This window comes from Bradyrhizobium nitroreducens, assembly GCF_002776695.1.
In the GTDB taxonomy this organism is placed as follows: Bacteria; Pseudomonadota; Alphaproteobacteria; order Rhizobiales; family Xanthobacteraceae; genus Bradyrhizobium; species Bradyrhizobium nitroreducens.
Genome location: NZ_LFJC01000003.1, coordinates 3800634 through 3827025, shown reverse-complemented (window position 1 = coordinate 3827025; position 26392 = coordinate 3800634). Strand labels below are relative to the sequence as shown.

Genomic DNA, 26392 nt, shown 5'->3' with positions numbered 1-26392 from the left:
CGGGGGGGGGGGGGGGGGGGGGGGGGGGGGGGGGGGTGCCTCCGCAGGGACGTTGCCAGTGAGACTCGCGGAGACTCCCCCTCACCCGCCGCGCGTTCCGCGCGTCGGCCTCTCCCCGCAAGCGGGGAGAGGCGAAGAACTACGTCTCCGCCTCGAACTTCAGTCCCGCGTTGTCCCGCAGCCGCCTGATCAGCTTGTGCTGCATCGCCGCGCCCGGGGTCCAGAGACCGGCCGGAACGTCTGTCGCGTCGCGCAGCAGGCAGATCGCGCATTCGGAAACCATCTTCGCCGTCGAGGCATAGCCGGGATCGAGATCGCCCTTCACCGCCGCGCGAACCTGACGGCCGTCGGGCGCGATCGCGACATAGAGCAGGTCGTAACGACCGTTGTCGCGCTCTTCCTTCGACGGCCCCTCGCCCGGCTTGAGCGCTTTGGGACCGGTCTTTTCGCCATTGGCGGCCATGACGAGCTTTGCGTTGGCCTGCCCTTCGTCCCCCGCTCCCGTCAACACCATCTCGTCGTAGACGAAATCCCGGCCATACGGGAAACCCATCAGCATGTTGGAGCGATGGACGTTGCGCGTGTTCAGCGTTGCCATCGCGAACGGGGCGGACCAGGATTGCAGGTCTTCCTCGAAAACGGGCTTGTTGCCGCGCGGCTGTTTCGGCCCCTCGAAGCCGGGCGTGAATGCGAAGGGGTCCTTGAGGATCGAGACCAGGCTGAGATCCTGCGCGACTGCCTCGAAGGTGACCCTCGCGCTCGCCGAGGTGCCGCCGGAGAACTTCCAGCTGAGGTCGCGGACGCGTCCCTTGACGCGAGACGCAGGCGCTCCGAACACGCGCCTGGCTTCCTCCTGCACGAAGAACGCACCGAGTTCGAACGGGACGGAGTCGAAGCCGCAGGAGAACATGATGCGCGCGCCGCTCGCCTTGGCAGCCGCCTCATGCTTGTCGATCATCTGCTTCAGCCAGATCGGCTCGCCGCAGAGATCCATGTAGTCGGTGCCGGATGCGACGCAGGCCGCAAGCAGATCGGAGCCATGGAGCTGGTACGGACCGACGGTGGTGACGACCAGCTTCGCCTGATCGACCATCGCCTGCAACGAGGCGGGATCGGCCGCGTCCGCCACGATGAGCGGTGTCTCCCTGGGCGCGCCGATCGCATCGCGAACGGATACGAGCTTGTCTCTGCTGCGCCCCGCCATCGCCCATGTCGGCGCGCCGTCAACGACGTAATGCGCGGCGAGGTACTCGGCGACGAGCTGGCCGGTATACCCCGTCGCGCCATAGACGACGATGTCGAACTTTGCGGACACCGACCTTACGCTTCCACCCTGAACGCCAGCCCGGCATTGTCCTGCAGCCGCTTGATCAGCTTGTGCTGCATCGCTGCACCCGGCGTCCAGAATCCGGCCGGCACGTCCGTCACGTCACGCAGCATGCACATCGCGCATTCGGAGATCATCTTCGAGGTCGAGCCGTAGCCGGGATCGCGGTCGCCGGTGACGCCGGCGCGGACCATGCGGCCGTCGGGCGCGATCGCGACATAGAGCAGATCGAACAGCCCGTTCTCGCGCTCTTCCTTCGACGGCCCCTCGCCCGGCTTCGGCGCGTTCGGGCCGGTCTTCTCGGCGTTGGCGGCCATCACGCGCTTGGCGTTGGCCTCGCCCTTCTCGCCCGGACCGGTCAGAACCATCTCGTCGTAGACGAAATCCTGGCCGTAGGGAAAGCCCATCAGCATGTTGGAGCGATGGACGTTGCGGGTGTTGATCAGCGCCATCATGAACGGCGCGGCCCAGGAATTGAGATCCTCCTCGATCAGCGGCTTGTTGCCCTTCGGCTGCTTCGGTCCGGTGAAGCCCGGCGTCAGCGCGAACGGATCGTTCAGGATCGCGATCAGGCTGATGTCCTTGGCCACCGCGTCGAAGGTTGCCTTCGCGCTCGCCGCCGTGCCGCCCGAGAGCGTGCCGCGCATGTCGCGCACACGGCCCTTCACGCGCGCGGCGGGCGCGCCGAACACGCGTTTGGCCTCTTCCTGCACGAAGAAAGTACCGAGCTCAAAGGGCACGGAATCGAAGCCGCAGGAGAACACGATGCGCGCACCGCTCTCCTTTGCCGCCCCCTCGTACTTGTCGATCATCTGCCGCATCCAGATCGGCTCGCCGCAGAGATCGAAATAGTCCGTGCCGGTGGCGACGCAGGCAGCCAACAGCTCTTCGCCATAGAGCTGATACGGACCGACCGTCGTGATGACAGACATCGTCTGCTCCGCCATCGCCCTCAGCGAGGCCGCGTCCGACGCATCCGCGACGATCAGCGGCGTATTTCCGGGCGCGCCGACCGCGTCGCGTACCGACTTGAGCTTGCCGAGACTGCGGCCGGCCATCGCCCATTTGAGCCCGTGGTCGCCCTTGTAATGCTGAGTCAGATATTCGGCGACGAGCTGGCCGGTGAAACCGGTCGCACCGTAGACGACGATGTCGAATTTCGCAGAGCTCATGGCCGTCCTTCACTTCTTCGCGTAGCTCACGCCCATGCCGGCACGGACGTCGCTTTGGATACCATAGGGCGGAATCGGATAGCGCATCCCGTTCTTGGCGAGCGCCTTCATGCCCTCAATTGCCTTGGCGAGATGCGTGGGCTTCAAGGCCATCAGCATCTCCTCGTCCGGCACGCCGCCATAGCGCCGTTCGGCATAGCATGGCAAGGACAGGCTGGGCTCCCCGGTCTTGAGCGCCCGCCCCCAGGAATCGGCACAAGCGGTCTCGCCGACCACGCCCCATTCGAACTTCTTGTAGCCGGTATATTGCAGCCCGTTGATCAGGATGATCATCTGCCCGGGCGTCGCATAGACGAGGCAGATGTCGGGCGGATTGAGCCTTCCGCTCGCGAGCGGACTGACGGCGAGCGCCTGATACCGTCCGAACGGCACCACGTCCAGCGCCTCCTGGCGCTTGCGCGCGTCCTCGGCGGTGCCGTGCCAGACCCCGACATAGCTTTCGCCGGCGAGCCATTTCTCGTCCTGTGGCGCGAGGCCGATCACGGCGCGGCATTGCGCGCCGACGAGATCATCGGCGGTGATGCCGACAGTCCAGCCCAGCCGCGAGGCCATGCTGACGATCTGGTCGGTGGTGTGGATCGCATTCGGCCGCCGGATCTTCGGGATCGCCTCCATGTCCGCGGCGCGCACAAACAGCTTCATGCCGATCACAGTCGTCTTCAGCCGCAGCAGGCCGTTGAGATCGGCGACGAGGCCGGCAAGATCGATACTGTCTGCGCTCTGCTGTTGCATGGCTTCCTCCGGAGCGGCGCGTTTCGCCGCATGTTCTTGTTTTGCGGTCTTCGTTCTAGTCCTTCGCAGGACCCGGAAGCAACTCGCCGGTCCTGCCCATCAGGCGGTAAGCCACCAGGCCGATCCACTCGCGCACCGCGACCTCGGTTCGGCCGAGCCCGTCCGCGCCCATGTTGGTGAAGGAGAAGAGATCGTCACGTCCGCCCATCCGCCAGTCCACCGGATAGGCCTCGACGTCGAATCCGGCCTTGCGGAAGATTCCCATCGAGCGCGGCATGTGGAAGGCCGACGTCACCAGAAGCCAGCGTTCGCCCGGCTTCGGCTTCACCAGCTCCTTCGTGAAGATCGCATTCTCCCAGGTGTTGCGCGAATTGCGCTCGAGGATCAGGCGCTCCTTCGGTATGCCGAGATTTTCCAGGATGGGCGCGGAATAATCGGCCTCCTTCGCCTCGGTCGAAACCAGGTTCGCGGTCCCCCCGGTAAACACGATGCGCGCATTCGGATAGCGGCGCGCGAGCTCGGCTGGCGCGAACAGACGATCGGCCGCATGCGCGACCACCGGCGTGCGATGTGCCGCCGACAGATCGGTGTCGACGGAGCCACCAAGCACGATGATGCCGTCGGGCGCGCCGCGCGCGGCGTCCCACGCCGGAAACCGCGACTCCAGCGGATAGATCAGGAGATTGCCGAGCGGCGAGAACGCCGCCAGCGCCAGCAACACCAGCGTGGTCACGGCCAGCTTGCGGCCGAGCGCGGCAAAACGCGTCGCCATCAGCAGCAGCGAGACGATGCCGAGCTCGACCAGAAGGTTGATCGGCAGCAGCGCGGTGCCGATTGTCTTGGACAGAACGAAAAACAGGGGAGCCTCGCTGGGATGGCCGTGCCAGTCTGCGCAGGGCTTGACCCGCCCTGCCATCTTCAGAAATCTTCTTGAAAGAGGATCGATCGCCGGGTCAAGCCCGGCCTGAGGAAAGCAACCGGACGCGGCACATGACCCATCATCACCTGCATTCCAGCCCCAAAACCTGCCATTGGGGCTTCTTCGAAGCCGCCCTCAAGCCGGTCCTCACCATCGCGAGTGGCGACGAGGTCACCGTCGACACCATCAGCGGCGGCCCGGACATGCTGCCCGACCGCGACAAGTTTCACATTCCGCCCGAGATGCACGAGGTTCATGCGAGCAACGAGCGCATGCTGCCGGGCCACATCCTCACCGGACCGATCGCGGTCGAAGGCGCCGAGCCCGGCGACGTGCTCGCAGTCGAGATCCTCGACGTTCAGCTCCGGCAGGATTGGGGCTGGAACATGATCAAGCCGCTGTCCGGCACCTTGCCCGACGATTTCCACGAGACGCGCATCCTGAACATTCCGCTGGACCGGACGCGGATGACCGGTCGCATGCCGTGGGGTCTCGACCTGCCGCTCAAGCCGTTCTTCGGCGTGATGGGCGTCTCGCCGCCGCCTGCCTGGGGCCGTATCTCCTCGCTGATCCCGCGCGCCATGGGCGGCAATCTCGACAACAAGGAGCTGGGTGCAGGCGCGACGCTCTATTTGCCGGTGTTCGTGCCGGGCGCGATGTTCTCCTGCGGCGACGGCCATGGCGTGCAAGGCGACGGCGAGGTCTGCGTCACCGCGATCGAGACGGCGCTCCAGGGCCGCTTCCGCCTGACGGTACGCAAGGACCTCAGGTTCGACTATCCCCGCGCCGAGACGGCGACGCACTACATGACCATGGCGATGGACCCCGACCTCGACCAGTGCGTGGTGCGCGCGCTGCGCGACATGATCGCCCTGCTCGGCGAACGACGAAACCTGTCGCGCGAGGATGCCTACACGCTGTGCAGTCTGGCGGCTGACCTGCGGGTGACCCAGACCGTCAACGGCGCCAAAGGGATCCATTGCATGATCGAAAAGGCCGTCGCGCACGGCTGAGCCCGGCCACTCCTGCCGACCTGTTGACGCCCCCGCCGCCGCCCGGTCTGCCGTGCGGCGCGCTGAGTCGTTGGTAATTTCCCCTGCGATTCCAACATGCTGTGCATCAGGCCCAGCCTGCATTTGACTTCCGCCCCTGAACCTAAATAGAGTCTTAATCGTTACTTTTATGTACCTGAGTAAGAGGCTAGCGTTCGGGCCATGGCCACCGAAAAAGCCGAGACTGACCGTATTCCCGTAACTTTGGCGCTCTCGACCATCACCTACCTGGAGAAGTTGGTGAGACAGGGCACCCACGGCACCAGCGTTCCCGGCGTCGCACGGACCTTGATCGAGGAAGGCATCCGTCTCGCCATCAAGGACGGGCTTTTGTCGATCCGCGACAATGGCAGGACGTGAGCGCGCGCCGGTGCGTGAAGCGGACGGATCTCGAGCGGCGGATGGCCGACATCTGCAACCTGGGACCGTTTACAAATGCCAGTTCTCTCACCCACCTGGACCGACGAACGAATTGAACTTCTGAAGCAGCATTTCGAGGCCGGCCTCTCCTGCCGCGAGATCGCCGCCGACATTGGCGTCAGCCGCAATGCCGTGATCGGCAAGCTGTCCCGCCTCAATCTGACGCGTGGCCGGACCGTCGACGACCGCAAGGTTCAGGACAAAGGCTCTGCGCCGGCAAGGGTGCGGGCCGTGCCGCGGCTGCAATATGAGATGCTCGCCACGATCTATGGCGAGACCGATGCCCCCGTGGTCACGGGTCCCATCGACGAGGCCAATCGCTGCTCGCTGCTGGAGCTTGCCGAGAACCGCTGCCGCTGGCCGATCTCGACGCCGGGCGCCGAGGATTTCTGCTTCTGCGGCAATTCCGCGCCCGACGGTCAGTCCTATTGCGCCGGCCACAGCCGCCTCGCCTACCGGCCGAATTCGCGCGCCCGAATGATGCGCGGCTAGATCATTGCGCGACGCATCGAGCTGCGATCCGAAATGAAAAACCTCCGGTGGGGCATCACCGGAGGTTCCTAGAGGCTTAGCGTGAAGCTAAGAGCCGCAACTTTCGTATTTGGCTGAGAGTCATATAGCTTAGTAACTCAGGTAAGTAAATTAATTCGAGGCGATTGAATCGCATAGCTCGTCTTCGTCCGCCGCACGGACGATCGGATTGCGAAGATCTTCGCAAACAAAAAGCCCCGGCGGTGTCCCGCCGGGGCCTTGTCGCATCGATGGACGTCAAGCTTACCAGTTGCGCTGGGCGCGCAGCAGCAGGCTGTAGGTGTCCTGGTCCTTCAGCTCGTAGGTTGTCGCCGGCTTGGCGACGCCCGTCAGCGCACCGGTCGTGATCACGCCCGAATACTTCTGATCGAGGTGGCTGTAGGTGAAGTCAGCCGAGAAGGTCAGGTTCTTCACCGGCGTCCAGCGGGTGATGACACCGACCTGGCCGATGTTGAAGTCCGGGTTGCAGGTGCCGGTCAGGGTGGCGAACGCGGCGCTGCCGCAGATCAGGCCCTTCGCGGTGCCGCTGTAGTTGACCGCAGCCCACGCGCCGTAGAGCGCCGTGTTCCAGTACGGGTTCCAGTTGTGGGTGTAGGCGCCCCGGAAGCCGTAGGTCTTGGTCAGCTCGAGCTGGCCGCCCGGAGCGAACACCGCGTCAGACACGCCGGCAAAGCCGATGCTCTGATAGGCGGCGTTCGAGCTGCCGAACATCGAGTAGCTGGTCGCGGCCAGCTCCTGGAAGTTGTAGCGGCTCGCGCCCTCGGTGTAGACGCCCGAGATGTTGATCACGTCGCCTGCGCCGGTCGGGATGTTCTTGATGCCCAGGGCGAGCTGAACGGCCCAGCCCCACTTGTCTTCGGGATGTCCGGTGGCTTCGGAGGCACCGTAATAGGCGACATGGTTGTCGTGCGCAGCGACCGACGCCTGGAACAGACCCCAGGCCTGATCGACGCGAACCATCGCGACGAGGTCGGGCGAGCGGCTGCCGCCGATGTCGTTCGAGCCGTACGCACCGCCGAGCACGCCGGTGGTGGACATGCCGGCCGTGTTCCAGAGGCTGGTCTGGTAGACCTGCGTCTGGTCCTGCGCCGAGAACGCCGCCGTGATGCCCTGGCCGAAATCGGCCGTGTAGGTGAACTGCGCGACTCCGTTGGTGGAGCCGCTGCCGCCGACGAGCTGGTCGAAGTTGTTGCCGGGATAGTTGATCCAGGGCGCGTCGAACTGCGACACCGCCTTACCCATGGTGAAGCCGGCGAACTGGATGAAGGCGTAGTAGACGCCGAGCGAGCCGCCCGAGAGGTTGCCGTCGGTGCCGTTGACACTGCCGCCGCCCGAACCGGTGAGGCCGGTGCCGGCCGCGTTGAGGCCGATCGAGCCGCTGTACTGGGTCGCGCCCGTGCCGGAGCCGGTCCCGCCGTAATTGCCAGTCGTCCAGGTGAACACCGCGTCGAAATAGGTGCGGACGACGCCGTATTCGGTCGCGGTGCGCGTGTCGATGTTGAGATCTTCACGAGCGCGCATCGAGTAGTAGTTGTTCAGGCGGTTGTTGGCCGCGAACACGCCGTTGTACTGGGCGCTGTAGTTGCCGCCGGCGTTGAGCGCGACTTCAGCACGCACATAGCCGCCCAGCTTGATGCAGGTGTCGGTGCCCGGGATGTAGTAGAAGCCCGCGCCGTACAGCGAGCAGATCTTGACGTACTCGACTGCCTTGGCCTTGACCGGAAGATCGGCCGCCTGGGCTCCACCGACGGCGATCAGACCCGCCGCAGTGCCAAGCAAAAGGCTCTTCACCACTCTCATATAAAACCTCCAAGTTGCGGAGACCGGACCGTGAGGCCCCCCAGATCCCCATCTCTCAATTCCGCTCGGTCGCTTTCGGACACCCTCGGCCATGCGCGAGGAACGTGAGCGAACCACCTGCAGCGGGACGATCGAGTACCCCCCACCGTCGGGGAACAATATGCAGCGCGTCGTTCACTAATCAAAATAGTTTATTAGATCAGCTTTGTGGTTTCAGCCGACCTGTGCCCCGCGCGCCACACCGTATGCCTGCGGGGCCAATCCTTGAGCTGATCATCTTTGTATCTCTAATGACGAAATTAGCCTGCTCTGCACTTGCGTCAGAGCAGGCTTGCGTGGACTATGGCCCTCCACGAACATCGGCCTGAACTATCGTCCACGGGAGTGACGCTGTGTCCGCGACGAGGAAAGAAGGAGCGCGAATGCGCTCGATCGGCAACCTGGATATCATCCGGCGTTTCACCTGGGAGATATCGTCGATCAACATGCACCTGGAGGAATTGCGTCAGTTCTGGGCGAAGACGCTCGGCATCAGCGGCCCGCAATGGCTGATTCTGATGGCCATCTCCGACCTCGACAAGGACGACGGCATCCCGGTCAACGTCGTCTCCAAGCTGCTCCACGTGGATCCGTCCTTCATCACCACGCAGTCCAAGCTGCTCGAGAAGAAGGCGCTGTTGCGCCGTCGCCCCTCGCTGACCGACGCCCGCGTAGTGCGGTTGTCGCTGACCGACAAGACGCAGAAGCACATCGCAAGCCTCAACGAGCAGTACAAGACGATTCGCGAATTCGTCTTCCAGGAGTTTGACGAGGACGAGCTGACGGAATTCACCGCAAAGCTGGCGACGCTGAAGAACCGCCTCGAGAAGGCCTGCGTCCGGATCTCGCTCGACCTCTAAGGCCGAGAACGGGGCTCAGATCCGCCGGGCGGCGGCACCGAGCCGCGATTCGAGCCAGTCGAAGATGTACTCATTGGCGAGGCTCGGATTGTCCGCATGGGCCTGCGCCGCGCCGGTCTCGGCCGCCGTGAACACCTTCAGCATCACATCCGAAGCGCCGTGCCGGGAGCTCTGGACGAGCTGCCGCGCCCGGTCGGCCTTGAGCCAGCCGTCCTCGCCGAGTGTGATCAGCACCGGACAATCGGCGCTGGAGGCCATCAGCGGCGCATGCGGCACCGGCACGATGCCGACGTCGCTCAGCGCGAACCGGCTGGCAAAAAACGCCCGCTCGTGCAGGTCCCACAGGCCACCGTCGCAGACGGCGGCGGCGAGCCGCGGCTCCTGCAGCACTGCGCGGGCCACGAAGGACGAGCCCCAGCCATCGGCGATGATCCCGACCCGCGCGAAATCGACGTCGCTGCGCGCTTCCAGATGGTCCATCACGCAGGGAATCGCGCTCTCGAGATCTCCGCGCCGGAGCAGCACGTCGATGTAGTCGTCGCGCCGATCGCCGAACAGGTCCAGCGCCAGCATCGAGAAGCCCCGCTCGCGCGCGTGCGGCACGAGCTTGTACAGGAACTCCTCCTTGCGGTGGCCGGGCTCGCCGATACAGATCACGGTCGGAGCCCGCACGCCTCCCGAAGGTGCCGGCAGGAAATAACCCTGCAACGCGTGTCCGTCGAGCCAGGGGATCGTCACGACCTCGCCGGCGGGACTGCGCGCCGACAGGTAGCGGCGCGCGCATTCCTGCATCGCGAGCACGGCGACCCAGCGGCGCTCGTCGGCCTGGTCGAGCGGCATCGCCGCCGCGCCATAGTAGTTCATGGCGCGCAGCCAGTTGCGCTGGGCGCTGGCCAGATGGCCTTCCGCGAAGGCGGCCTCGGCGCGCTGCCGGTTGGCTTGCGCCAGCCGCTTCCACTCGCGGTGCCAGGACCGGTCGTCGCCGCTCTCGAGATGCCGCGCGATCATCAGGCATTCGGCGATGGTGGCGCCGCCCTCCTGCGCCGCGGTCAGCAACCGCGTGAATTCAGCGGAGATGTCCTCTCGCTCCGGGCAAAGGGTCCAGTCGTCGGAGAGGCATGCGGGTATCATCGGGAGCTACGCTCTATCTCGCGTTACTCCCGATTGACTAAACCATTTCAGTTCCCCGACCAAGGCGTCGCGCGTGGCATTACAGGCGTTTGAGATCACCATCGCTTGAACGATGATCCGTGACGCATGCATGACATTCCAATTCGGCATACGGGCCTGAACATTGGCAAGAGGTGGCACGCAATATCAGGCGCGCACCTCTTGTCATGATGACTATCATACCTACATGGGCGCGCGCGCCGACGGCTGCCGGCGCGGCGCCTCAACCGAGCCGCCAGCCGACCTCCTGCGTGAAACTTTCGTAGAAGGCGCGGTCATAAGCCTGCTCGGGCGTTGCACGCACGCGCTCGTCGAGCCGCCTGGCGTCGTCGCCGACGAGGATGCGCCAGCGCTCTGCCTTCACTCCGTCGAGAATGATCTTCGCGGCTTGCGCGGCCGTTGTCGGCGCATCCTCCAGGAAGCTGCGGGCGCGCTCGGCGAACACCGCCTGGATGTCCTCGTCCGACATCTTGTCGGCATCCGGCACGCCGGCCGCGACCATGCGCTTGCGCGTCAGCGCGACCTCGTCAGGATTGAGCCGCTCCGAACCGTCGGCGCTCTGCACCTTGCGCGAATTCGAGACGATCGAGGTGCCGATATGGCCGGGCATCACCACCGAGCATTTGACGTGCGGCGCGTGCAGGCGCAAATCGTTGATCAGCGCTTCGGTGAATCCCTTCACCGCGAACTTGGCCGAGCTGTAGGCGGTGTGCGCCTGCCCCATGCCGATCGAGGCCCAGAAGCCGTTGACGCTGGCGGTGTTGACGATGTGCGCCTCGTCCGCGGCGACCAGCATCGGCAGGAAGGTGCGCACGCCGAGATAGACGCCGCCCCAGCAGATGTTGAAGGTGCGCTCCCACTGCTCGCGCGTGTTGGTGAACAGGCTGCCGCCGCCGCCGATGCCGGCATTGTTGAACAGCAGATGGATCCTGTCGGTCTTCTGCTGCTCGGCGAGCTCGTCGCGAAAACGCTTCAGATGATCCTCGATCGCGACGTCGGCGACATGCGTCGTGACGCGCAGGCCCTGCGGCAGCTTCTCGGTCTCGCAGAGCCGCTTGGTCTCCGCCATCGCGGCTTCCGAGACGTCGCACATCGCAACGTTGCAGCCCTCGGCCACGAGCTGCCGCGCGAGCTCCCGCCCCATTCCCGTGCCGCCGCCGGTGATGACCGCGATCTTTCCTGCGAAATCCTTCATGGGACTTTCGGCCCCTCCCCTTGTCGGTATGTTTCTTTGTCGCCGCGCCGCTGATTGGGGCGCGCGCGAAATGTAGCAGCGCCGCATCCGCAAATGAAAGCGGATCGGCGATGCAATCTTCGGCAGCAGTTATTTCGGCGCGCGGACTATTGCTCCCGAGGCAACCCGTTGCATGCGAGGCAGTCCCACCCGCGGCAGATCCTTCGAGACGCCCGCCGCGGGCGGGCCCTCAGGATGAGGGCGGATTACGTTGCGCCAATTTCAGCTCGCACCGATGCCGCCCAGCCTCATCCTGAGAGCCTGAGGAGACCGCGAAGCGGTCGTCTCGAGGGACGAGGCGCTTGGTCGGTGGTCGCCAAGGCGCATCGTTGGGGGGCATGCCGGCCGCCCGGGAGCAGTATGACTGCGGTTCCCGTATTTGTCCGGCTTCGGTTTATGGGCAAATTTTTTACAATCCGAATCGTCAAATGGACCTCGGACGCTGGGTCGAGTCGGCCAGGCCAGCGTGTTGTTTGCGTGTCACAGGCTCTGGCACTCCGCTTGCATCCTCTTCGTGGTCTGCAACTACCGATGAGGTGACAGGAATGTTCGTGACCGTCGTAGCCGTGCTCTGCCGGCTTAGCGCAGCTAGCTCAGGCAGTTGCGTCGAGGAAATCGTGACCGACAGCAACATGACGCCCGAGATTTCGATGATGCAATGTGCGGTCGGCGCACAGGCACCGCTCGCGAAATGGATGGGCGAGCATCCGATCTATCACGCCAATTGGCGCCTGGATCGGTACAAATGCGTGCCCGGCCACTACGAGATCAAGGGCCACGCCTGACGGCCCCGCAAGACTACGGATACAAGCCTACGGATACGAGGAAACGCCCCGGAGGCCGCCTCCGACGGGCCGCACCGCGCCAGTCGTGACGAGACGGCGCGCGTCCTGTGACAACGATCACACGCCTCTTTCAATCACGCCACCGCCTGCAAGATCATCGCCCGCGCGCGCCGTCCCTCCGGCGTCGGCATCAGCGCATAATTGTGCGGCTGGTCACGCAGCAGATGCAGCTCGACCGGCACGCCCACCGCCCTCGCCCGCGCCGCAAGGTCGACGCTGTCGGGGTAGAGCAGATCGCGCGTGCCCGAAAAGATCGTCATCGGCGCCAGCGCGCGGAAGGCGCCGTTGAGAGGGCTGACGAAGGGATGGCCGATATCGAGCGCGCCGGCATAGAGATGCCCGGCCTCGACGATCCCCGGAATGTCCTGGAGCGGATCGCGCTTGGCGATCTCGATCTGCTCGGGACGGCTGACCGAGGCATCGGCGGCGGGCGAGATCAGCACCATCCGGTCCGGCTGCCGATGCCCGCGATCGCGCAGCCATTGGCACGCGGCAAGCGCGAGCCCCGCGCCGGCGGAGTTGCCGACCACTGTCACCTTGGCAGACCCCGCGTCCTCCAGCAGCATGCGCAAGATCTCGGCCGTCGCCGGCACCACGTCCTTCGCGGTGGCGCGCGGCGCCAGCGGATAGATCGGCACGACACAGACGACGTTCGCCTTGCGCGTCATCTCGCCGACAAAGCGCCAATGCGCCGGCACGATCTCGTTGATGTAGCCGCCGCCATGCAGGAACATGACGAAGTTGCAGCCCTCATGGCCCGAGGACGGCGCGGTGTAATAGACCGGCCATCCGCCCATCTTCGTCAGCGTCGCCTCGACACCGCGGCCGAGCCCCGTCGGCTCGAAGGTGACAGGCTTAAGTGCGAGCTTCTGCACATGCGCGTGCACCGCTTCGGCTGATGCCAGCTGCTTCTTGTGGGGCAGCAGGGAGAGCACCATGTTGAAGGCGCGGCTCTGCAGGCTTGGGGCCGGATCGCGCCGGGCCGGCGGACTGGACAGGCAACCGCCGGGGCAGAACTGCAAGGCCGACACTAGTCTGGCGACGCTCATGGCCACATCCCCACATGGCTGTTTCGACACGGCGACAACGGGCTTGCCGACCCACCGCCACCCGCCGATATAATGTGAGCATTCGCTCGCTTTTCATACTCGCATTCGGATCACAACATCGTGGCTCGCCAACCGCCGACAAAACCTCGCAAAAATGCTTCCCAGGAGCGCTCCCGCGCCACCGTCGACGCGCTGGTCGAGGCGACCGCTCGCATTCTGGTCCGCGATGGTTTCGAGAAGGCCAGCACCAACCGGATCGCGGAAGTCGCCGGCGTCAGCGTCGGCTCGCTCTATCAATACTTCCCGAGCAAGGAAGCGCTCGTCGCCGCCGTGATCGACCGCCACAACGAGGAGATCATGGGCATCGTCCGCGCCGCGCTCGCGGAGGTCGCGGACCTGCCGATCGACAAGGCGGTGCGAAAACTCGTCACCGTCGCGATCGACGCCCACCGCATCAATCCGAAACTGCATCGCGTGCTCGCCGAGCAGATCCCGCGCACCGGCCAGCTCAGGGATGTCGAAGCCTACAACCGCGAGATCCAGACCCTCGTGCGCGCCTATCTCGAAAGCCGCCGCAAGGAGATGCGCAAGGTCGACCTCGATGTCGCAACCTTCATCTGCGTCAGCGCGATCGAAGCGATCGCGCACAACACCGTGCTGCACGGCGCCGAGATGCTGTCGGAGAAGATGGTACGGACGCTGGCGGACGAGACGACGCGGTTGGTGGTGGGGTATTTGAGGTAGGTCTCGGTCGATGCGTCGGCAGATGTACTGCTAGCGAAGCCGACACTCTCGAGGCTCCCGAATCTGCCGTCCGATGGCGATCGCCCGGGGGCGGCTCAAATGCTTGGGAAGCGGTGGCCGTCTTGTCATGGAGCGTTCCTCCCGGCCGCCTCGACCACCCAGGATCGGCGCGCCGACACGACGTCCACACATTTGCATGGGCACGTCCAACTCGCCATACTTCCCGCGCTGGCCACGGACGAGGGTCCTGATCCGACGTCGCCGCCGATGGAGCTTTCGTTGACAACACTGAAGGTTCTGCACACGACGACGTATCGATTCAACGAGCCCGTGCGCCTGTTGCCGCACCGCCTGATGCTTCGTCCGCGCGAAAGCCGCGAGCTTCGCTTGATTTCGAGCAATATCACGGTCACCCCGCCCGCGGCCTTGACCTGGGCGCACGATGTGTTCGGCAATGCAATCGCGACGGCCACGTTTCAGATGACGGCCTCCACTCTGGCGATCGCCAGCGTCGCGGAGCTTCAGCTCGACGCCGTCGCGTGGCCAGTGTTCGATATCGCGGTCTCGGCCATGTCTTACCCCTTCCGCTATTCCGACGACGACTGGACCGATCTCGGCGCCCTGGCCCTCCCCCAGTTCTCGGACTCGGCGGGAGTCCTGCGAAACTGGGCGCAAATGTTCGTTCGAGGAAGTCGGACTGACACGCTGTCACTGCTAAAAGACCTCAGCGTCGGCGTTTCCGAAGCTGTCCGGTATCAGAGCCGTGAGGACGAGGGCACCCAAACGCCGGTGGAAACCCTGAATCGTGGCTGGGGATCATGCCGGGATTTCGCCGTGCTGTTCACCGAGGCCGCGCGCATGCTCGGATTCGGAGCCAGAATCGTGTCCGGCTATCTTTACAATCCAGACCAACGCAGCATCGGGTCGAGCGGTGCGGGATCAACCCATGCGTGGGCGGAGGTCTTCGTACCTGGAGCCGGCTGGATCACATTCGACCCGACCAACCGCAGCCTCGGCGGCTTCAATCTGATCCCGGTCGCGCTCGCGCGCGACATCCGGCAGACGATCCCGGTGTCCGGCAGTTTCGTCGGCAGCACCGGCGCCTTCGCCGGGATGTCCGTAGAAGTTTTCGTCACGTCTTAGATCGACCTTCGGCGGATGGCCGCCAGGCAGATCAGCCCACCAACAATCTGAGAAGACCAGCCGACACGCGTGCGCGACTGCGGATATGAGGAAAGATCGGCCATTGGTTCGCGCGCAAGGCGCAGATGTCTCCAATGAACAAGATCAAGTTTGTCCGATCGATGCGCGCCCACGTTGCGCCAGATCAATTCAAGTCAGCCTTCCTGGACCATTATTGGTCGATCCTTTTCGAAGATGCCGCCGCAGACGGCCGCGCTACCCAAAAACGCATTGGAGATGCTGTCATGAACAAGTCGTCCAGGACTATGCTTGTTGCGCTCGTCGTCGCCACCACGCCGTGGCTCGCCGCGCCCGTCACTGCGGCGCCACTAACGTCCCCGCTAATGCTGCGTAGCGCGGTGGCGCCATCGGTCGAGACCGTGCAATATCGCCGCGGCTGGCACGGCGGCTATCGTGGCGGTGCAGGAATTGGAATTGGTGCAGGCATCGCCGGCGCCCTGATCGGCGGAGCGATCATTGGCGCAACGCGACCCTATGGGTATTACGGCTACGGCCCCGGCTATCCCGGCTATTACGGGCCGGTCTATGTCGCTCCGCCTCCCTATATTGGCGACGCGGTGGGCTATTGCGCCCAACGCTTCAGGTCCTATGACCCGTATTCCGGCACCTATCTCGGCTATGATGGCCTGCGGCATCCCTGCCCGTAAGGCCGGCAACCTGAGTCTCGGTTCTCCAATGCGGTGCGAACCGATTGGCCGCGATAGTCGCGGCCATCATCTGCGATGAACTCCGAAGACCCGGATGGCGCGCTGCTTCGGCTAGTGAATCCGCTGGTCACCGCGAACTGGCTTCGGCGTTCGCGGAGGCGGCTTTGTTCAGCCCCAGAGTAGCGGCTTCGTCGCACGCTCTGAGATCATCGGGATCGTCCGCTCAGCGCACGCGGAGGTCGCGGACCTCCCGATCGAGAAAGCCCTGCGCAGACTCGTGACCGTCGCGATCGAAGCCCACCGCATCAATCCGAAACTGCATCGGGTGCTCGCCGAGCAGATCCGGCGCACCGGCCAGCTCAAAGACGTCGAAGCCTACAACCGAGAGATCCAGACGCTGGTGCGCACCTATCTCGAAAGCCGCCGCAAGGAGATGCGCAAGGTCGACCTCGACGCCGCAACCTTCATCTGCGTCAGCGCGATCGAAGCGATCGCGTACAACACGGTGCTGCACGGCGCCGAGATGCTGTCGGAGAAGATGGTTCGGACGCTGGCGGACGAGACGACGAGGATGGTGGCGGGGTATTTGAGGTAACGCTTTTACCGGCCGTTTTGACTATCAGAGAAAGAACGCGTGCGGCACGCCTCGGCATTACCCTAATCTTGTCTGAACTGGAGTCCGCCAACAGCCTAGCGGACGCCAGCCGCCCCGCCACAAGAAAGAACCTCTACGAACTGTTACCCGTCCTGATTGTGATGGCTTGGTCGGCAAGCTCGCCCGAAAACATCACCATCGCGGTGCGTTCGGAGAAATCAGCGAGCGTCCACTTTGGAAGAGCTTCAGGCTTTGAGGAAGTAACAGAAACCTGCTTGAAGTCGACGGGTTTATCAAAGACCAAAAAGATCGCGTAGCCAGAATAAAGCGAGTTGGATGGTTGATTGTTCACCGTAAGCTTAGTTGTTGTAAAGTTCCAACGCCAAATATTGGCGCTGTCCTTCAGAATCGGGAAGTTTTTCGTGACGTCAGAGGCGAACTGGATTGTCACGCTAGCGCTTGCTGCATACGGACCCGAGCTTGGAGCCGGAGACGTGGATGTAGATCGTAGCAAGGCGATCTGCTGATCTTTCATGCCAACGGACGCCTTCCACATATTGATTTCTGCCTCTTTAACCGCAGTGGCAGTCTCTAGATTTTTGATCCGAGTTTCGAAGCGATCCCCCAAGAAGGACCATATCGCCGCGCCGACAAGGACAACACTCGAAAAGAGAGCCAGCAGAAAGCTGGATGGAGCCCGCTTGATGACACGACGCTCCGCCCAAATTTTCTCCCACCACTCAGTGACTATACTCACGAATATAACCTGACCTAAAGTTGCGATCGGTCTATACTAATCTCATGCGCTCGCCCGTCTAGATTGAGAATCGCAGCGCTGTGGACATCCCAAGACGCCACATCATCACGCTGGATCTGTCGCAGTTTACACCCACAGAACAATGGCCGGCTTCTTCGCCTAGGAGAACATCCCCGGCTGGCGCTGGTGCCGCGCTGAAGATGGTGCACGGCCGCTCACGCACGAAAACGAGCGCCCGACGCTGCGCTACATCTGCTTCCGTTCCGAGCGCATCACCGGCGTCGTCGCAGATCTGCACAATGGCGCGCGCAAAGCGAAAAACGATGGCGGTACGACGTAAGAACCGCCTGTCAGAATCGCAGAAACGATGGTTACGGGAATCAAAGGGTAAAATGGTCGGAGCGAGAGGATTTGAACCTCCGACCCCTAGTCTCCCAGACTAGTGCGCTAACCGGGCTGCGCCACGCTCCGAACGTCGTTCCATTAGCTAGGATCGGCGCGATGCGCAAGGCGAGGCCGCAGCATTTTGGTGCCTCTCCTCGATCGGCTTTGCGCGCAGGGCGCCCCGGGGAACTGGCCGCAAGCGGTCCGAAGACCGCCTCTAGCCGTCGTTCAGGGCCTGATCCAGCATCTCGCGGCACGCGACGAGGTCGGCGAGCACCTTCCCGAGGCGCTCCCGGTCCAGCGCGCTGGGGCCGGCCGGGGCGGCGGGCGTGCCGCCCTTGCGGAAGGTGGTGAGGATCTCTTCGTCGTCGACCTCGGTGAAGCGGAAGTCGATGCCTTCCTCCTCGTCACCCTGGTAATCGTCATCGTCGGCATCGGCGACGCCCTTGATCGGCGCCTCCTCGTCCTCGGGCTCCATCAGGCTCGCGCCGATGGCGTCCTCGATCGCGCCGAACGAGACCGCGGCGGCGCTGTCGGCGAGGCCCTGCACCGATTTGACGCCATGCTCCTTGAGGATCCGCTGCACGCCGCGGATGGTGTAGCCCTCGCCGTAGAGCAGCCGGCGGATGCCCTTGAGCAGGTCGACGTCGTCGGGGCGGTAATAGCGGCGGCCGCCGCTGCGCTTCATCGGCTTGATCTGGGAGAAGCGGGTCTCCCAGAACCGCAGCACGTGCTGCGGGATGTCGAGCTCCTGCGCTACTTCGCTGATGGTTCGGAACGCATCCGGCGCCTTGTCCAAATGCCAATCCTCTTCGAAAGGCGGTTACGCCTCGGGTTGCGCCTTGCTGGCGTCGCCGTTGGTGCGGTGCTGGGCGTTGATCCGCTGCTTGAGGATCGCCGACGGCTTGAACACCATGACGCGGCGCGGCGAGATCGGCACCTCGGTGCCGGTCTTCGGGTTGCGGCCGATGCGCTGGCCCTTCTTGCGCACCATGAAGGAGCCGAACGAGGATAGCTTCACCGTCTCGCCCTTCTCCAGGCAGTCGGTGATCTCCTTCAGCACGAGTTCCACAAACGCAGAGGATTCCGTGCGCGACAGGCCCACCTTCTGGTAGACGGCTTCGCACAGATCGACACGCGTTACGGTTTTACTTTGATCGGTCATCGCCCTGCCCCACATCACGGCGAACAATTGTTGTCTGAAATTATGAGCTTACGTTACGGCGGTCAACAGCGCTCATCAATGCACGCGCATCGATAATGGCGGCTGATTCCGGCAAAATTTTATCGACTGTGGCTCTACCAGCGCACCATCGCCGAGCCCCAGGTGAAGCCGCCGCCCATGGCCTCCATGAGAACCATGTCGCCCTTCTTGATGCGGCCGTCCTTGCGCGCCACCGACAGCGCCAGCGGAATCGAGGCGGCCGAGGTGTTGCCGTGACGGTCCACCGTCAGCACCACTTTCTCGGGCGCGATGTGGAGCTTGTGGGCGGAAGCGTCGATGATTCGCTTGTTGGCCTGGTGCGGCACGAACCAGTCGATGGTCTCGGCATTGAGCCCGGTCGCCTCGAAGGCGTCGACGATCACGTCGGTGATCATGCCGACCGCATGCTTGAAGACCTCGCGGCCCTCCATGCGCAGATGGCCGACGGTCTGGGTCGAGGACGGCCCGCCGTCGACGAACAGCTTTGCCTTGTGGCGACCGTCGGAGCGCAGGTGAGTCGTGACCACGCCGCGGTCGGTCGCCGCCTTGCCCGGCTGCGCCTGCGCCTCCAGCACCACCGCGCCGGCACCGTCGCCGAACAGCACGCAGGTGCCGCGATCGTTCCAGTCGAGGATGCGCGAGAAGGTCTCGGCGCCGATCACCAGCGCGCGCTTGAAGGCGCCGGTGCGCAGGAAATTGTCGGCGGTGGCGAGCGCGAACACGAAGCCCGAGCACACCGCCTGCAGGTCGAAGGCCGCGCCGTGGTTGATGCCGAGCCCGTGCTGCACGGCGACGGCGGTCGCGGGGAAAGTGTTGTCCGGCGTCGAGGTCGCCAGCACGATCAGGTCGATCGACTGCGCGTCAAGGCCGGCATCGCTGAGCGCGGCCTGCGCCGCCCGGATCGCCAAATGCGAGGTGAACTCGCCCTCGGCCGCGATGTGCCGCTCGCGAATGCCGGTGCGCTGCACGATCCACTCGTCGGAGGTGTCGATACGCGCCGCCAATTGGGCGTTGGTCACCACCTGCTCCGGCAGATAGGAGCCGCAGCCGAGCACGACCGAACGAATTTGAGTCACGAAACAGCCTCCTGCGCGGCCTGCACGGAATTGAGTGCACCACCCTCGCGGTTGAGCATCTGATTGATCTTGTTCAGGAGATCGTAGTGAGCCATCTCATAGCCAACATCGATCGCATAGGCAAAGCCTTCGGCGCTGGTTCCGCCATGGCTCTTGACCACGATCCCGTTCAGTCCCAGCAGCACGCCGCCGTTGGACTTGTTGGGATCCATCTTGTCGCGCAGGGCCTGGAAGGCGCGGCGGGCCAAGAGGTAGCCGAGCTTGGTCAGCCAACTCCGCTGCAACTCGTTGCGCAGCAACTCGGCCATCTGCCGGGCGGTTCCCTCGGCGGTCTTGAGCGCGATGTTGCCGCTGAAGCCTTCGGTGACGATGACGTCGGCGACGCCCTTGCCGATGCCGTCCCCCTCGACGAAGCCGATATAGTCGAGCTCCGGCAGGTTCCTGGCCCGCAGGATCTCGCTGGCCTCGCGGATCTCCTCGTGGCCCTTGACCTCTTCGGTCCCGATATTGAGCAGGCCGACGGTCGGCCGCTTCTTGTTGAACAGCACGCTCGCCTTGGCCGCGCCCATCACCGCCATCGACACCAGATGGTGGGCGTCGCCGCCGAGCGTGGCGCCGAGATCGAGCACCACGGATTCGCCGCGCTTGGTCGGCCAGATCGCGGAGATGGCCGGGCGGTCGATACCCGGCAGCGTGCGCAGGCAGAACCGGGCCATCGCCATCAGCGCGCCGGTATTGCCGGCCGAAATCGCAACATCGGCCTCGCCCCGCTTGACGGCGTCGATCGCCATCCACATCGAGGAGGTCTTGCGGCCGCGCCGCAACGCCTGGCTCGGCTTGTCGTCCATGCCGACGGCCACATCGGTGTGGACGATCTTCGAGACGGCCTTCAGCTTCGGGTGCTTCTCGAGTTCCGCCTCGATCCTGGCGCGGTCGCCGACCAGCAGGAACTCGCTATCGCGGTGCCGCCCAAGCGAGATGGCCGCGCCCGGAATGACCACGGCAGGGCCGACGTCGCCGCCCATGGCGTCCAGCGCGATGCGAACCTTGCTTGGCATAAAAGTCCTGGAAAACCTGGTCTGGTGCGGTCTTGGAGCAGCGGGGGCCGCGGATGGGTTCGCCACGGACATGGCGACCCGGCCAAGCGCCACGCCGCACCCGGACCGGGGCGCGACAATAGCGTTTTGTTACCCCGAAACAACCTCTTGCCCCCAGCCTTTTGCTTTCTGGGCGATCCGGCCGCGAATCCCGGAATCGGCAAGGAACATATTGAAATCAGATAGATAAGGGCATGTTTGAAACCATCCCGGGAAATGCCTCGCGCACCCCGGCAAGGCGATCTCCCGCAGAAGCGCCCCGCTACCGGTCCTTCTTGCTGTCCTGCAGCGCCTTCAGCGCCGCGAACGGATGGTCCTCCGGATCGGGGGCGGTGACCTCTGCCTCGAACACGGCCCCCTGCTTGCGCGGATAGGGATCGATCGCCAGGAACAGGGCGTCGGTGGCGACCCGGCCGAGGTCGATGATTCCATTGACGATGGCCTCCGGCGGATCGGCGACCTCGGGCGGATCGTCGCCGTCCTGGCCCTCCTCGATCAGGTCGGCCAGGCGCCGCGCCTCGGCCTCGGGGGCGAACATCAGGTCCACCTCCTCCTCGATCTCGCTCTCGATCGGATCGAGCGTGACCACGCAGGTCTGGCCGACCCTGGCCCTGATGGTGCCGGTCACCTGAACCCGGCCGCCGCTCTTGGGCAGCACGTCGAAATCGGCTTCGGCAGACAGGATCTCCCGCACGCCCGCGAGCTCCGCCATGGCCTGCCGCGCGGCGGCCGAGGCCTCGAACTCGCGATGCAGGCCGGTATCGGGGACCTGGGCGACGATGACGGGCGCCCGCCAGGGATCGGGCGCGGATCCGGTATTTGGTCGGCTCATGGCGTGACATCCTCGCTGCGCGCTGGAGGAAAGCTGAAGGAGGCCCGCAGCAGCGCGGCCTCGTCGGCCTGGCCGAGAGCGGCCTCACTGGCTCGGGCATAGGCCGCGAGCCGCTTCGCCTGGTCCAGGCCTGTCCCATTCAAGATATTCTTGCAGATCGCCTCTGCCAGTGCCTCGCCGCCGGCCTCGACGGCAAGGTCATAGGCCTGGACGCGGCCGTAAAAGGCCTCGCCGAAGGCCCGCATCCGCTTCGGCACGGTCTGGTCGCCCACCCCCATCTCGCGCAGATTGTCGTCCATATCCTCGCAGAAGCGGTCGAACAGCGCCTGCGACAGCTCCGCGGCGCTCCGGACCGTGCGCAGGCGTCGCAGCAACAGCCACAGATGCAGCAGCAACAGGTCGAAACGCCCGTTAACCGTATCAGGCACGCCCAAGTCGCGGTAAAATATGGGTTCTCGCGCCTGCGTCACGATCATGCCATAGATGGCTTCAATGGTGCCCGGCGGGGTTAGCCGGGGTTTCCTGAAGTGATTGAACGGCCAAAGCATTGTGGTTTCCGCAAGCGGGCGCGCGCGAGTTGCATTCAGTCGCCCAGCCCGGTACTTCAGCGCCTCGCGCGACGCAAGGGGACGGAATCAGTTCCACGATGACGATAACGAACCAGACCAGCCTGCGCGCGGACAAGCGGCGCGGCCTTCATGCACGCTGGCGCGGCTTGCGCATGCTCGCCGCAATGGCCGTGGTCGGCGCCGCTCTTGCGGGCTGCACCGGCGAACAGTTCCAGAAGGGCTACATCCTGCCGCCCGGCGCGCTGGAGCAGATTCCGATCGGCGCGAGCCAGGATCAGGTGCTGATCGTGATGGGCACGCCCTCCACCGTCGCCACCCTCGACGGCGAGGTGTTCTACTACATCTCGCAGCGCTCGGAGCGCATGGTCGCCTTCATGAACCAGAAGGTGATCGACCAGCGCGTGATCGCGGTCTATTTCGACAAGAACCGGCGCGTGCGCCGGTTGGCGAATTACGGCCTGCAGGACGGCAAGATCTTCGACTTCATCAGCCGGACCACGGCGACGTCGGGTCAGGAGATGAGCTACCTCGCGCCGCTGTTCAAGCTGCTCAGCTTCAACTAGGTCGCCAGCTCTTTTTTCGAGCGACGTGGACGCCGGTTGGCGTCGCGACAACGCTTCAAGGCGAGCATCTCGCGCGGCTCCAATTCCGCCGGAAGGTAAATGGCGCTCGCCTGCGGCGTCGTGCCACCGTCTGCGCGGCCTTTGTGGTCGCGTGCGACTTGCCGTCGCAAGTCGGGTTCCTTACGCTCGCTGCAAAGCAAGAAGCAGGGAGTTGGATTCGTGCCCAAGAAACTTCAGAACACTTTGTTGTCCCGCCGTCGCGTGCTCACCGCTGCTGCGGGCCTTTCGGCCGCGGCCATCCTGCCGCGATCGAGCCTTGCGGACTGGAAACCGACCGAGACCGTTCGTCTCGTCGTCCCGGCCGCAGCCGGCGGCTCGACCGACGTGATGGGCCGGCTCCTCGCCGCACATCTGCAAACCGCATGGGGCCAGTCGGCCGTCGTTGAAAACCGCTCAGGCGGCGGTGGCACCATCGGCACGGCCGAGGTGGTCCGCGCCAAGCCTGACGGCCACACCATCCTGATCGGCAATCCCGGTCCGAACGCGATCGCCTACAGCATCTTCAAGAACCTCACCTACAAGCCGGACCAGCTCCAGCCGGTCTCCAACATGATCCGGATCCCGAACATCGTCTCGGCGCATCCGAAGACCGGCATCAAGTCGGTTGCCGAGCTGATCGCCTTTCTCAAGGCCAATCCGGACAAGCTCAGCTACGCCTCCTCCGGCGTCGGCCAGAGCCCTCACCTCACCGGCGCCTGGTTCCTGCAGCTCACCGGGCTGAAGATGACGCACATCCCGTTCCGCGGCGCCGGACCCGCGCTGCAGGCCGCGCTCGCCGGCGACATCCAGATCCTGTTCGACAATCTCTATCCGAGCCTGCCGCAGGTGCAGAATGGCACCCTCACCGGCCTCTGCGTCACCACGCCCGAGCGCAGCGACCTCGCCCCTAACCTGCCGACCATGCGCGAGAGCGCGCCGGAGCTTGCGAATTTCGACGTCTCGTCGTGGTTCTCGGTGTTCCTGCCGAAGGGCGTCTCGCCGGAGGTGCTGGGCGCGCTCAATCTCCAGGTCAAGGCGATGCTGGAGCGCGACGACGTCAAGAAGCAGATCGCCGCCATGGGCGCCCGCGCCGATTACGGCACGCCGGAGCAGTTCGCCGCCTTCGTGGACGCCGAGACGAAGAAGTTCGCCGGCATCATCCAGAAGGAAGGGCTGCAGATGGACGTGCAGTGACGCGAAGCGTCATTCCGGGGCGGCTCGAAAGAGCCGAACCCGGAATCTCGAGATTCCGGGTTCGGTCCTTTGGACCGCCCCGGAATGACGGCGAGAAACAAAAACCCCGCGGCTCGCGCCGCGGGGTTCTGTCTTGTCTCGTTCGCGCCGCTCAGTGCGCCAGGATCGCCAGCAGCAGCAGGGCCACGATGTTGGTGATCTTGATCATCGGATTCACCGCGGGGCCCGCCGTGTCCTTGTAGGGATCGCCGACGGTGTCACCGGTCACCGCCGACTTGTGGGCGTCAGAGCCCTTGCCGCCGAAATGACCGTCCTCGATGTACTTCTTGGCGTTGTCCCAGGCGCCGCCGCCCGAGGTCATGGAGATCGCGACGAACAGGCCCGTCACGATCACGCCGAGCAGCATGGCGCCGACGGCCGAGAACGCCGCCGACTTGCCGGCCACCCCGCCGCCCGCGATCGCATAGATCGCGAAATAAACGAAGATGGGCGACAGCACCGGGAGCAGCGAGGGGATGATCATCTCCTTGATCGCCGCCTTGGTCAGCAGGTCGACCGCCTTGCCATAATCAGGCTTGTCGGTGCCCTGCATGATGCCCGGCTTCTCGCGGAACTGGCGCCGGACCTCCTCGACGATCGCGCTCGCGGCACGGCCGACCGCGGTCATGCCCATCGCGCCGAACAGATACGGCAGGAGGCCGCCGAACAGCAGGCCCACCACGACGTAGGGATTGTTCAGCGAGAAGTCTGGATTGACGCCCGCGAAGTAGGGATGGTGCGCGGAATCCCCAACGAAGAACTTGAGGTCCTGGTTGTAGGCCGCGAACAGCACGAGAGCGCCGAGACCGGCGGAGCCGATCGCGTAACCCTTCGTCACCGCCTTGGTGGTGTTGCCGACCGCGTCGAGCGCATCGGTCGACTTGCGCACTTCCTTCGGCAGGCCCGCCATCTCGGCGATGCCGCCGGCGTTGTCTGTCACCGGGCCGAAGGCGTCGAGCGCGACGATCATGCCGGCCAGCGCCAGCATGGTGGCGGTCGCGATCGCGATGCCGAACAGGCCGGCGAGGCTGTAGGTGACCAGGATGCCGGCGATGATGACGAGCGCGGGCAGCGCGGTCGCTTCCATCGAGACGGCAAGGCCCTGGATCACGTTGGTGCCGTGGCCGGTCACCGAGGCCTGGGCGATCGACTTCACCGGACGATAGTCCGTGCCGGTGTAGTATTCGGTGATCCAGATGATCAGCGCGGTGACGACGAGGCCGACCACGCCGCATTCGAACAGCGCCATGCCGGTGTAGTCGACGCCGTCGAGCTTGCCGAACCCGATCAGCGCGTAGATCACGCCGCCGATGCCGACCAGCGACAGGACGCCGGTTGCGATCAGGCCCTTGTAGAGCGCGCCCATGATCGACTGGCTCGGGCCGAGCTTGACGAAGAAGGTGCCGATGATCGACGTGATGATGCAGATGCCGCCGATCGCGAGCGGCAGCGTCATCATGTTGGCGAGGATCGGCGTCTTGGCGAAGAAGATCGCGGCGAGCACCATGGTGGCGACCGCGGTCACCGCATAGGTCTCGAACAGGTCCGCGGCCATGCCGGCGCAGTCGCCGACATTGTCGCCGACGTTGTCGGCGATCGTGGCCGGGTTGCGCGGATCGTCCTCGGGAATGCCGGCCTCGACCTTGCCGACGAGGTCGCCGCCGACGTCCGCGCCCTTGGTGAAGATGCCGCCGCCGAGACGGGCGAAGATCGAGATCAGCGAGGCGCCGAAGCCGAGCGCCACCAAGGCGTCGACGACGACACGGCTGTCGGGCGCGAGCTTCAGCGAATGCACCAGGAAGCCGAAATAGAGCGTCACGCCGAGCAATGCGAGACCTGCCACCAGCATACCGGTGATCGCGCCTGCCTTGAAGGCGAGCTCGAGGCCACCGGCGAGCGACGTCGTCGCCGCCTGGGCCGTACGCACATTGGCGCGGACCGAGACGTTCATGCCGATGAAGCCGGCGGCCCCCGACAGGACCGCGCCGATCAGGAAGCCGATGGCGACGTAGATTCCGAGGAAATAGACGAGCAAGACGAAGATGACGATGCCGACGATACCGATCGTGGTGTATTGGCGCCGCAGATACGCCTGAGCACCCTCAGCGACCGCTCCTGCAATTTCTTGCATGCGCGGCGACCCCGCATCCGCGCTCAACACCGAAGACGTCGCCCAAATCGCGTAGACGACGGAAAGCACTCCGCAGAGTACTATCAACCATAATGCTGTCATGTGATT

At 64.5% G+C, this 26392-nt stretch carries 27 protein-coding genes and 1 tRNA gene; 11 read left to right on the top strand and 17 right to left on the bottom strand.

Features of this window, described 5'->3' with window-relative positions; translation table 11 throughout:
* Nucleotides 1-139 precede the first annotated feature (139 nt).
* The 4 genes from TSA1_RS18565 to TSA1_RS18550 are packed head-to-tail and all read right to left on the bottom strand — an operon-like array spanning nucleotide 140 to nucleotide 4114.
* Nucleotides 140-1315 carry a saccharopine dehydrogenase family protein gene (locus TSA1_RS18565; RefSeq protein ID WP_100177613.1) on the bottom strand — a complete coding sequence of 392 codons (1176 nt, stop codon included), beginning with the start codon at nucleotides 1313-1315 and terminating at the stop codon, nucleotides 140-142.
* Nucleotides 1316-1320: 5 nt separating this feature from the next.
* Nucleotides 1321-2499 (bottom strand): saccharopine dehydrogenase family protein, encoded by a 1179-nt coding sequence (locus TSA1_RS18560; protein WP_100177612.1) that lies wholly within the window; start codon nucleotides 2497-2499, stop codon nucleotides 1321-1323.
* A gap of 9 nt (nucleotides 2500-2508) precedes the next feature.
* Entirely contained in the window at nucleotides 2509-3291 is a 783-nt protein-coding gene (locus tag TSA1_RS18555) for a DUF169 domain-containing protein (RefSeq protein WP_100177611.1), read from the bottom strand.
* Between the two features lie 55 nt (nucleotides 3292-3346).
* Nucleotides 3347-4114 carry a YdcF family protein gene (locus TSA1_RS18550; RefSeq protein ID WP_174719317.1) on the bottom strand — a complete coding sequence of 256 codons (768 nt, stop codon included), beginning with the start codon at nucleotides 4112-4114 and terminating at the stop codon, nucleotides 3347-3349.
* 167 nt (nucleotides 4115-4281) lie between these two features.
* Here TSA1_RS18550 and TSA1_RS18545 point away from each other — a divergent pair, with 167 nt between their 5' ends.
* The 3 genes from TSA1_RS18545 to TSA1_RS18535 all read left to right on the top strand — a co-directional run bounded on the left by TSA1_RS18545 (nucleotide 4282) and on the right by TSA1_RS18535 (nucleotide 6174).
* Entirely contained in the window at nucleotides 4282-5223 is a 942-nt protein-coding gene (locus TSA1_RS18545; protein WP_100177609.1) for an acetamidase/formamidase family protein, read from the top strand.
* Nucleotides 5224-5424: 201 nt separating this feature from the next.
* Nucleotides 5425-5622, top strand: coding sequence for a hypothetical protein (locus tag TSA1_RS18540; RefSeq protein ID WP_007603456.1), 198 nt, complete (start codon nucleotides 5425-5427; stop codon nucleotides 5620-5622).
* Between the two features lie 75 nt (nucleotides 5623-5697).
* Complete coding sequence (locus TSA1_RS18535) at nucleotides 5698-6174, top strand: GcrA family cell cycle regulator (protein ID WP_100177608.1); 477 nt, start codon at nucleotides 5698-5700, stop codon at nucleotides 6172-6174.
* 282 nt (nucleotides 6175-6456) lie between these two features.
* On the opposite strand, the gene TSA1_RS18530 is transcribed toward TSA1_RS18535, so the two are convergent.
* Entirely contained in the window at nucleotides 6457-8013 is a 1557-nt protein-coding gene (locus TSA1_RS18530; protein ID WP_100177607.1) for a porin, read from the bottom strand.
* A 392-nt stretch (nucleotides 8014-8405) separates the two neighbouring features.
* Here TSA1_RS18530 and TSA1_RS18525 point away from each other — a divergent pair, with 392 nt between their 5' ends.
* Entirely contained in the window at nucleotides 8406-8912 is a 507-nt protein-coding gene (locus TSA1_RS18525) for a MarR family winged helix-turn-helix transcriptional regulator (RefSeq protein ID WP_100177606.1), read from the top strand.
* 15 nt (nucleotides 8913-8927) lie between these two features.
* Here the strand turns inward: TSA1_RS18525 and TSA1_RS18520 are convergent, their stop codons facing one another.
* On the bottom strand, nucleotides 8928-10043 hold the full coding sequence (locus TSA1_RS18520) for an alpha/beta hydrolase family protein (RefSeq protein ID WP_100177605.1): 1116 nt from the start codon (nucleotides 10041-10043) through the stop codon (nucleotides 8928-8930).
* Between the two features lie 262 nt (nucleotides 10044-10305).
* Nucleotides 10306-11277 carry an SDR family NAD(P)-dependent oxidoreductase gene (locus TSA1_RS18515; protein WP_100177604.1) on the bottom strand — a complete coding sequence of 324 codons (972 nt, stop codon included), beginning with the start codon at nucleotides 11275-11277 and terminating at the stop codon, nucleotides 10306-10308.
* A 656-nt stretch (nucleotides 11278-11933) separates the two neighbouring features.
* Here TSA1_RS18515 and TSA1_RS18510 point away from each other — a divergent pair.
* Nucleotides 11934-12101 (top strand): hypothetical protein, encoded by a 168-nt coding sequence (locus tag TSA1_RS18510; RefSeq protein ID WP_245448343.1) that lies wholly within the window; start codon nucleotides 11934-11936, stop codon nucleotides 12099-12101.
* A 134-nt stretch (nucleotides 12102-12235) separates the two neighbouring features.
* Here TSA1_RS18510 and TSA1_RS18505 read toward each other — a convergent pair whose 3' ends face one another.
* On the bottom strand, nucleotides 12236-13210 hold the full coding sequence (locus tag TSA1_RS18505) for an alpha/beta hydrolase fold domain-containing protein (protein WP_100177603.1): 975 nt from the start codon (nucleotides 13208-13210) through the stop codon (nucleotides 12236-12238).
* A gap of 120 nt (nucleotides 13211-13330) precedes the next feature.
* On the opposite strand from TSA1_RS18505, the gene TSA1_RS18500 reads away from it, so the two are divergent.
* The 4 genes from TSA1_RS18500 to TSA1_RS18485 all read left to right on the top strand — a co-directional run bounded on the left by TSA1_RS18500 (nucleotide 13331) and on the right by TSA1_RS18485 (nucleotide 16399).
* Nucleotides 13331-13954 carry a TetR/AcrR family transcriptional regulator gene (locus tag TSA1_RS18500; protein WP_100177602.1) on the top strand — a complete coding sequence of 208 codons (624 nt, stop codon included), beginning with the start codon at nucleotides 13331-13333 and terminating at the stop codon, nucleotides 13952-13954.
* A gap of 279 nt (nucleotides 13955-14233) precedes the next feature.
* Entirely contained in the window at nucleotides 14234-15097 is an 864-nt protein-coding gene (locus tag TSA1_RS18495; RefSeq protein ID WP_100181203.1) for a transglutaminase family protein, read from the top strand.
* A 134-nt stretch (nucleotides 15098-15231) separates the two neighbouring features.
* Entirely contained in the window at nucleotides 15232-15804 is a 573-nt protein-coding gene (locus TSA1_RS18490; RefSeq protein ID WP_430649767.1) for a BA14K family protein, read from the top strand.
* A gap of 118 nt (nucleotides 15805-15922) precedes the next feature.
* The gene (locus tag TSA1_RS18485; RefSeq protein WP_347338566.1) at nucleotides 15923-16399 is read left to right on the top strand and encodes a TetR/AcrR family transcriptional regulator; all 477 of its coding nucleotides are present in this window, start codon (nucleotides 15923-15925) and stop codon (nucleotides 16397-16399) included.
* Between the two features lie 133 nt (nucleotides 16400-16532).
* On the opposite strand, the gene TSA1_RS18480 is transcribed toward TSA1_RS18485, so the two are convergent.
* The 8 genes from TSA1_RS18480 to TSA1_RS18445 form a co-directional block, all read right to left on the bottom strand.
* Nucleotides 16533-17156: a hypothetical protein gene (locus TSA1_RS18480; RefSeq protein WP_100177601.1), complete on the bottom strand. Its 624-nt coding sequence runs from the start codon at nucleotides 17154-17156 to the stop codon at nucleotides 16533-16535.
* Nucleotides 17157-17549: 393 nt separating this feature from the next.
* Nucleotides 17550-17627: transfer RNA gene (locus TSA1_RS18475), tRNA-Pro, on the bottom strand.
* Between the two features lie 130 nt (nucleotides 17628-17757).
* Entirely contained in the window at nucleotides 17758-18339 is a 582-nt protein-coding gene (locus TSA1_RS18470) for a MerR family transcriptional regulator (RefSeq protein WP_100177600.1), read from the bottom strand.
* A 24-nt stretch (nucleotides 18340-18363) separates the two neighbouring features.
* Nucleotides 18364-18705 (bottom strand): integration host factor subunit alpha, encoded by a 342-nt coding sequence (locus tag TSA1_RS18465; protein WP_018456841.1) that lies wholly within the window; start codon nucleotides 18703-18705, stop codon nucleotides 18364-18366.
* Between the two features lie 134 nt (nucleotides 18706-18839).
* Nucleotides 18840-19820 carry a beta-ketoacyl-ACP synthase III gene (locus TSA1_RS18460; RefSeq protein ID WP_100177599.1) on the bottom strand — a complete coding sequence of 327 codons (981 nt, stop codon included), beginning with the start codon at nucleotides 19818-19820 and terminating at the stop codon, nucleotides 18840-18842.
* The gene (gene plsX, locus TSA1_RS18455) at nucleotides 19817-20878 is read right to left on the bottom strand and encodes a phosphate acyltransferase PlsX (protein WP_100177598.1); all 1062 of its coding nucleotides are present in this window, start codon (nucleotides 20876-20878) and stop codon (nucleotides 19817-19819) included. The genes TSA1_RS18460 and plsX overlap by 4 nt, the downstream gene beginning before the upstream one ends.
* Before the next feature lie 301 nt (nucleotides 20879-21179).
* Nucleotides 21180-21749, bottom strand: coding sequence for a YceD family protein (locus TSA1_RS18450; RefSeq protein WP_100177597.1), 570 nt, complete (start codon nucleotides 21747-21749; stop codon nucleotides 21180-21182).
* Nucleotides 21746-22297 carry a ubiquinol-cytochrome C chaperone family protein gene (locus tag TSA1_RS18445; protein ID WP_100177596.1) on the bottom strand — a complete coding sequence of 184 codons (552 nt, stop codon included), beginning with the start codon at nucleotides 22295-22297 and terminating at the stop codon, nucleotides 21746-21748. The genes TSA1_RS18450 and TSA1_RS18445 overlap by 4 nt, the downstream gene beginning before the upstream one ends.
* 98 nt (nucleotides 22298-22395) lie before the next feature.
* Here TSA1_RS18445 and TSA1_RS18440 point away from each other — a divergent pair, with 98 nt between their 5' ends.
* A complete protein-coding gene (locus tag TSA1_RS18440) occupies nucleotides 22396-22881 on the top strand; it encodes an outer membrane protein assembly factor BamE (RefSeq protein ID WP_174718965.1) in 486 nt (161 codons plus the stop codon).
* 219 nt (nucleotides 22882-23100) lie between these two features.
* Complete coding sequence (locus tag TSA1_RS18435; RefSeq protein WP_100177595.1) at nucleotides 23101-24114, top strand: Bug family tripartite tricarboxylate transporter substrate binding protein; 1014 nt, start codon at nucleotides 23101-23103, stop codon at nucleotides 24112-24114.
* Between the two features lie 151 nt (nucleotides 24115-24265).
* On the opposite strand, the gene TSA1_RS18430 is transcribed toward TSA1_RS18435, so the two are convergent.
* Nucleotides 24266-26386, bottom strand: coding sequence for a sodium-translocating pyrophosphatase (locus TSA1_RS18430; RefSeq protein ID WP_100177594.1), 2121 nt, complete (start codon nucleotides 26384-26386; stop codon nucleotides 24266-24268).
* Between the last annotated feature and the right edge of the window lie 6 nt (nucleotides 26387-26392).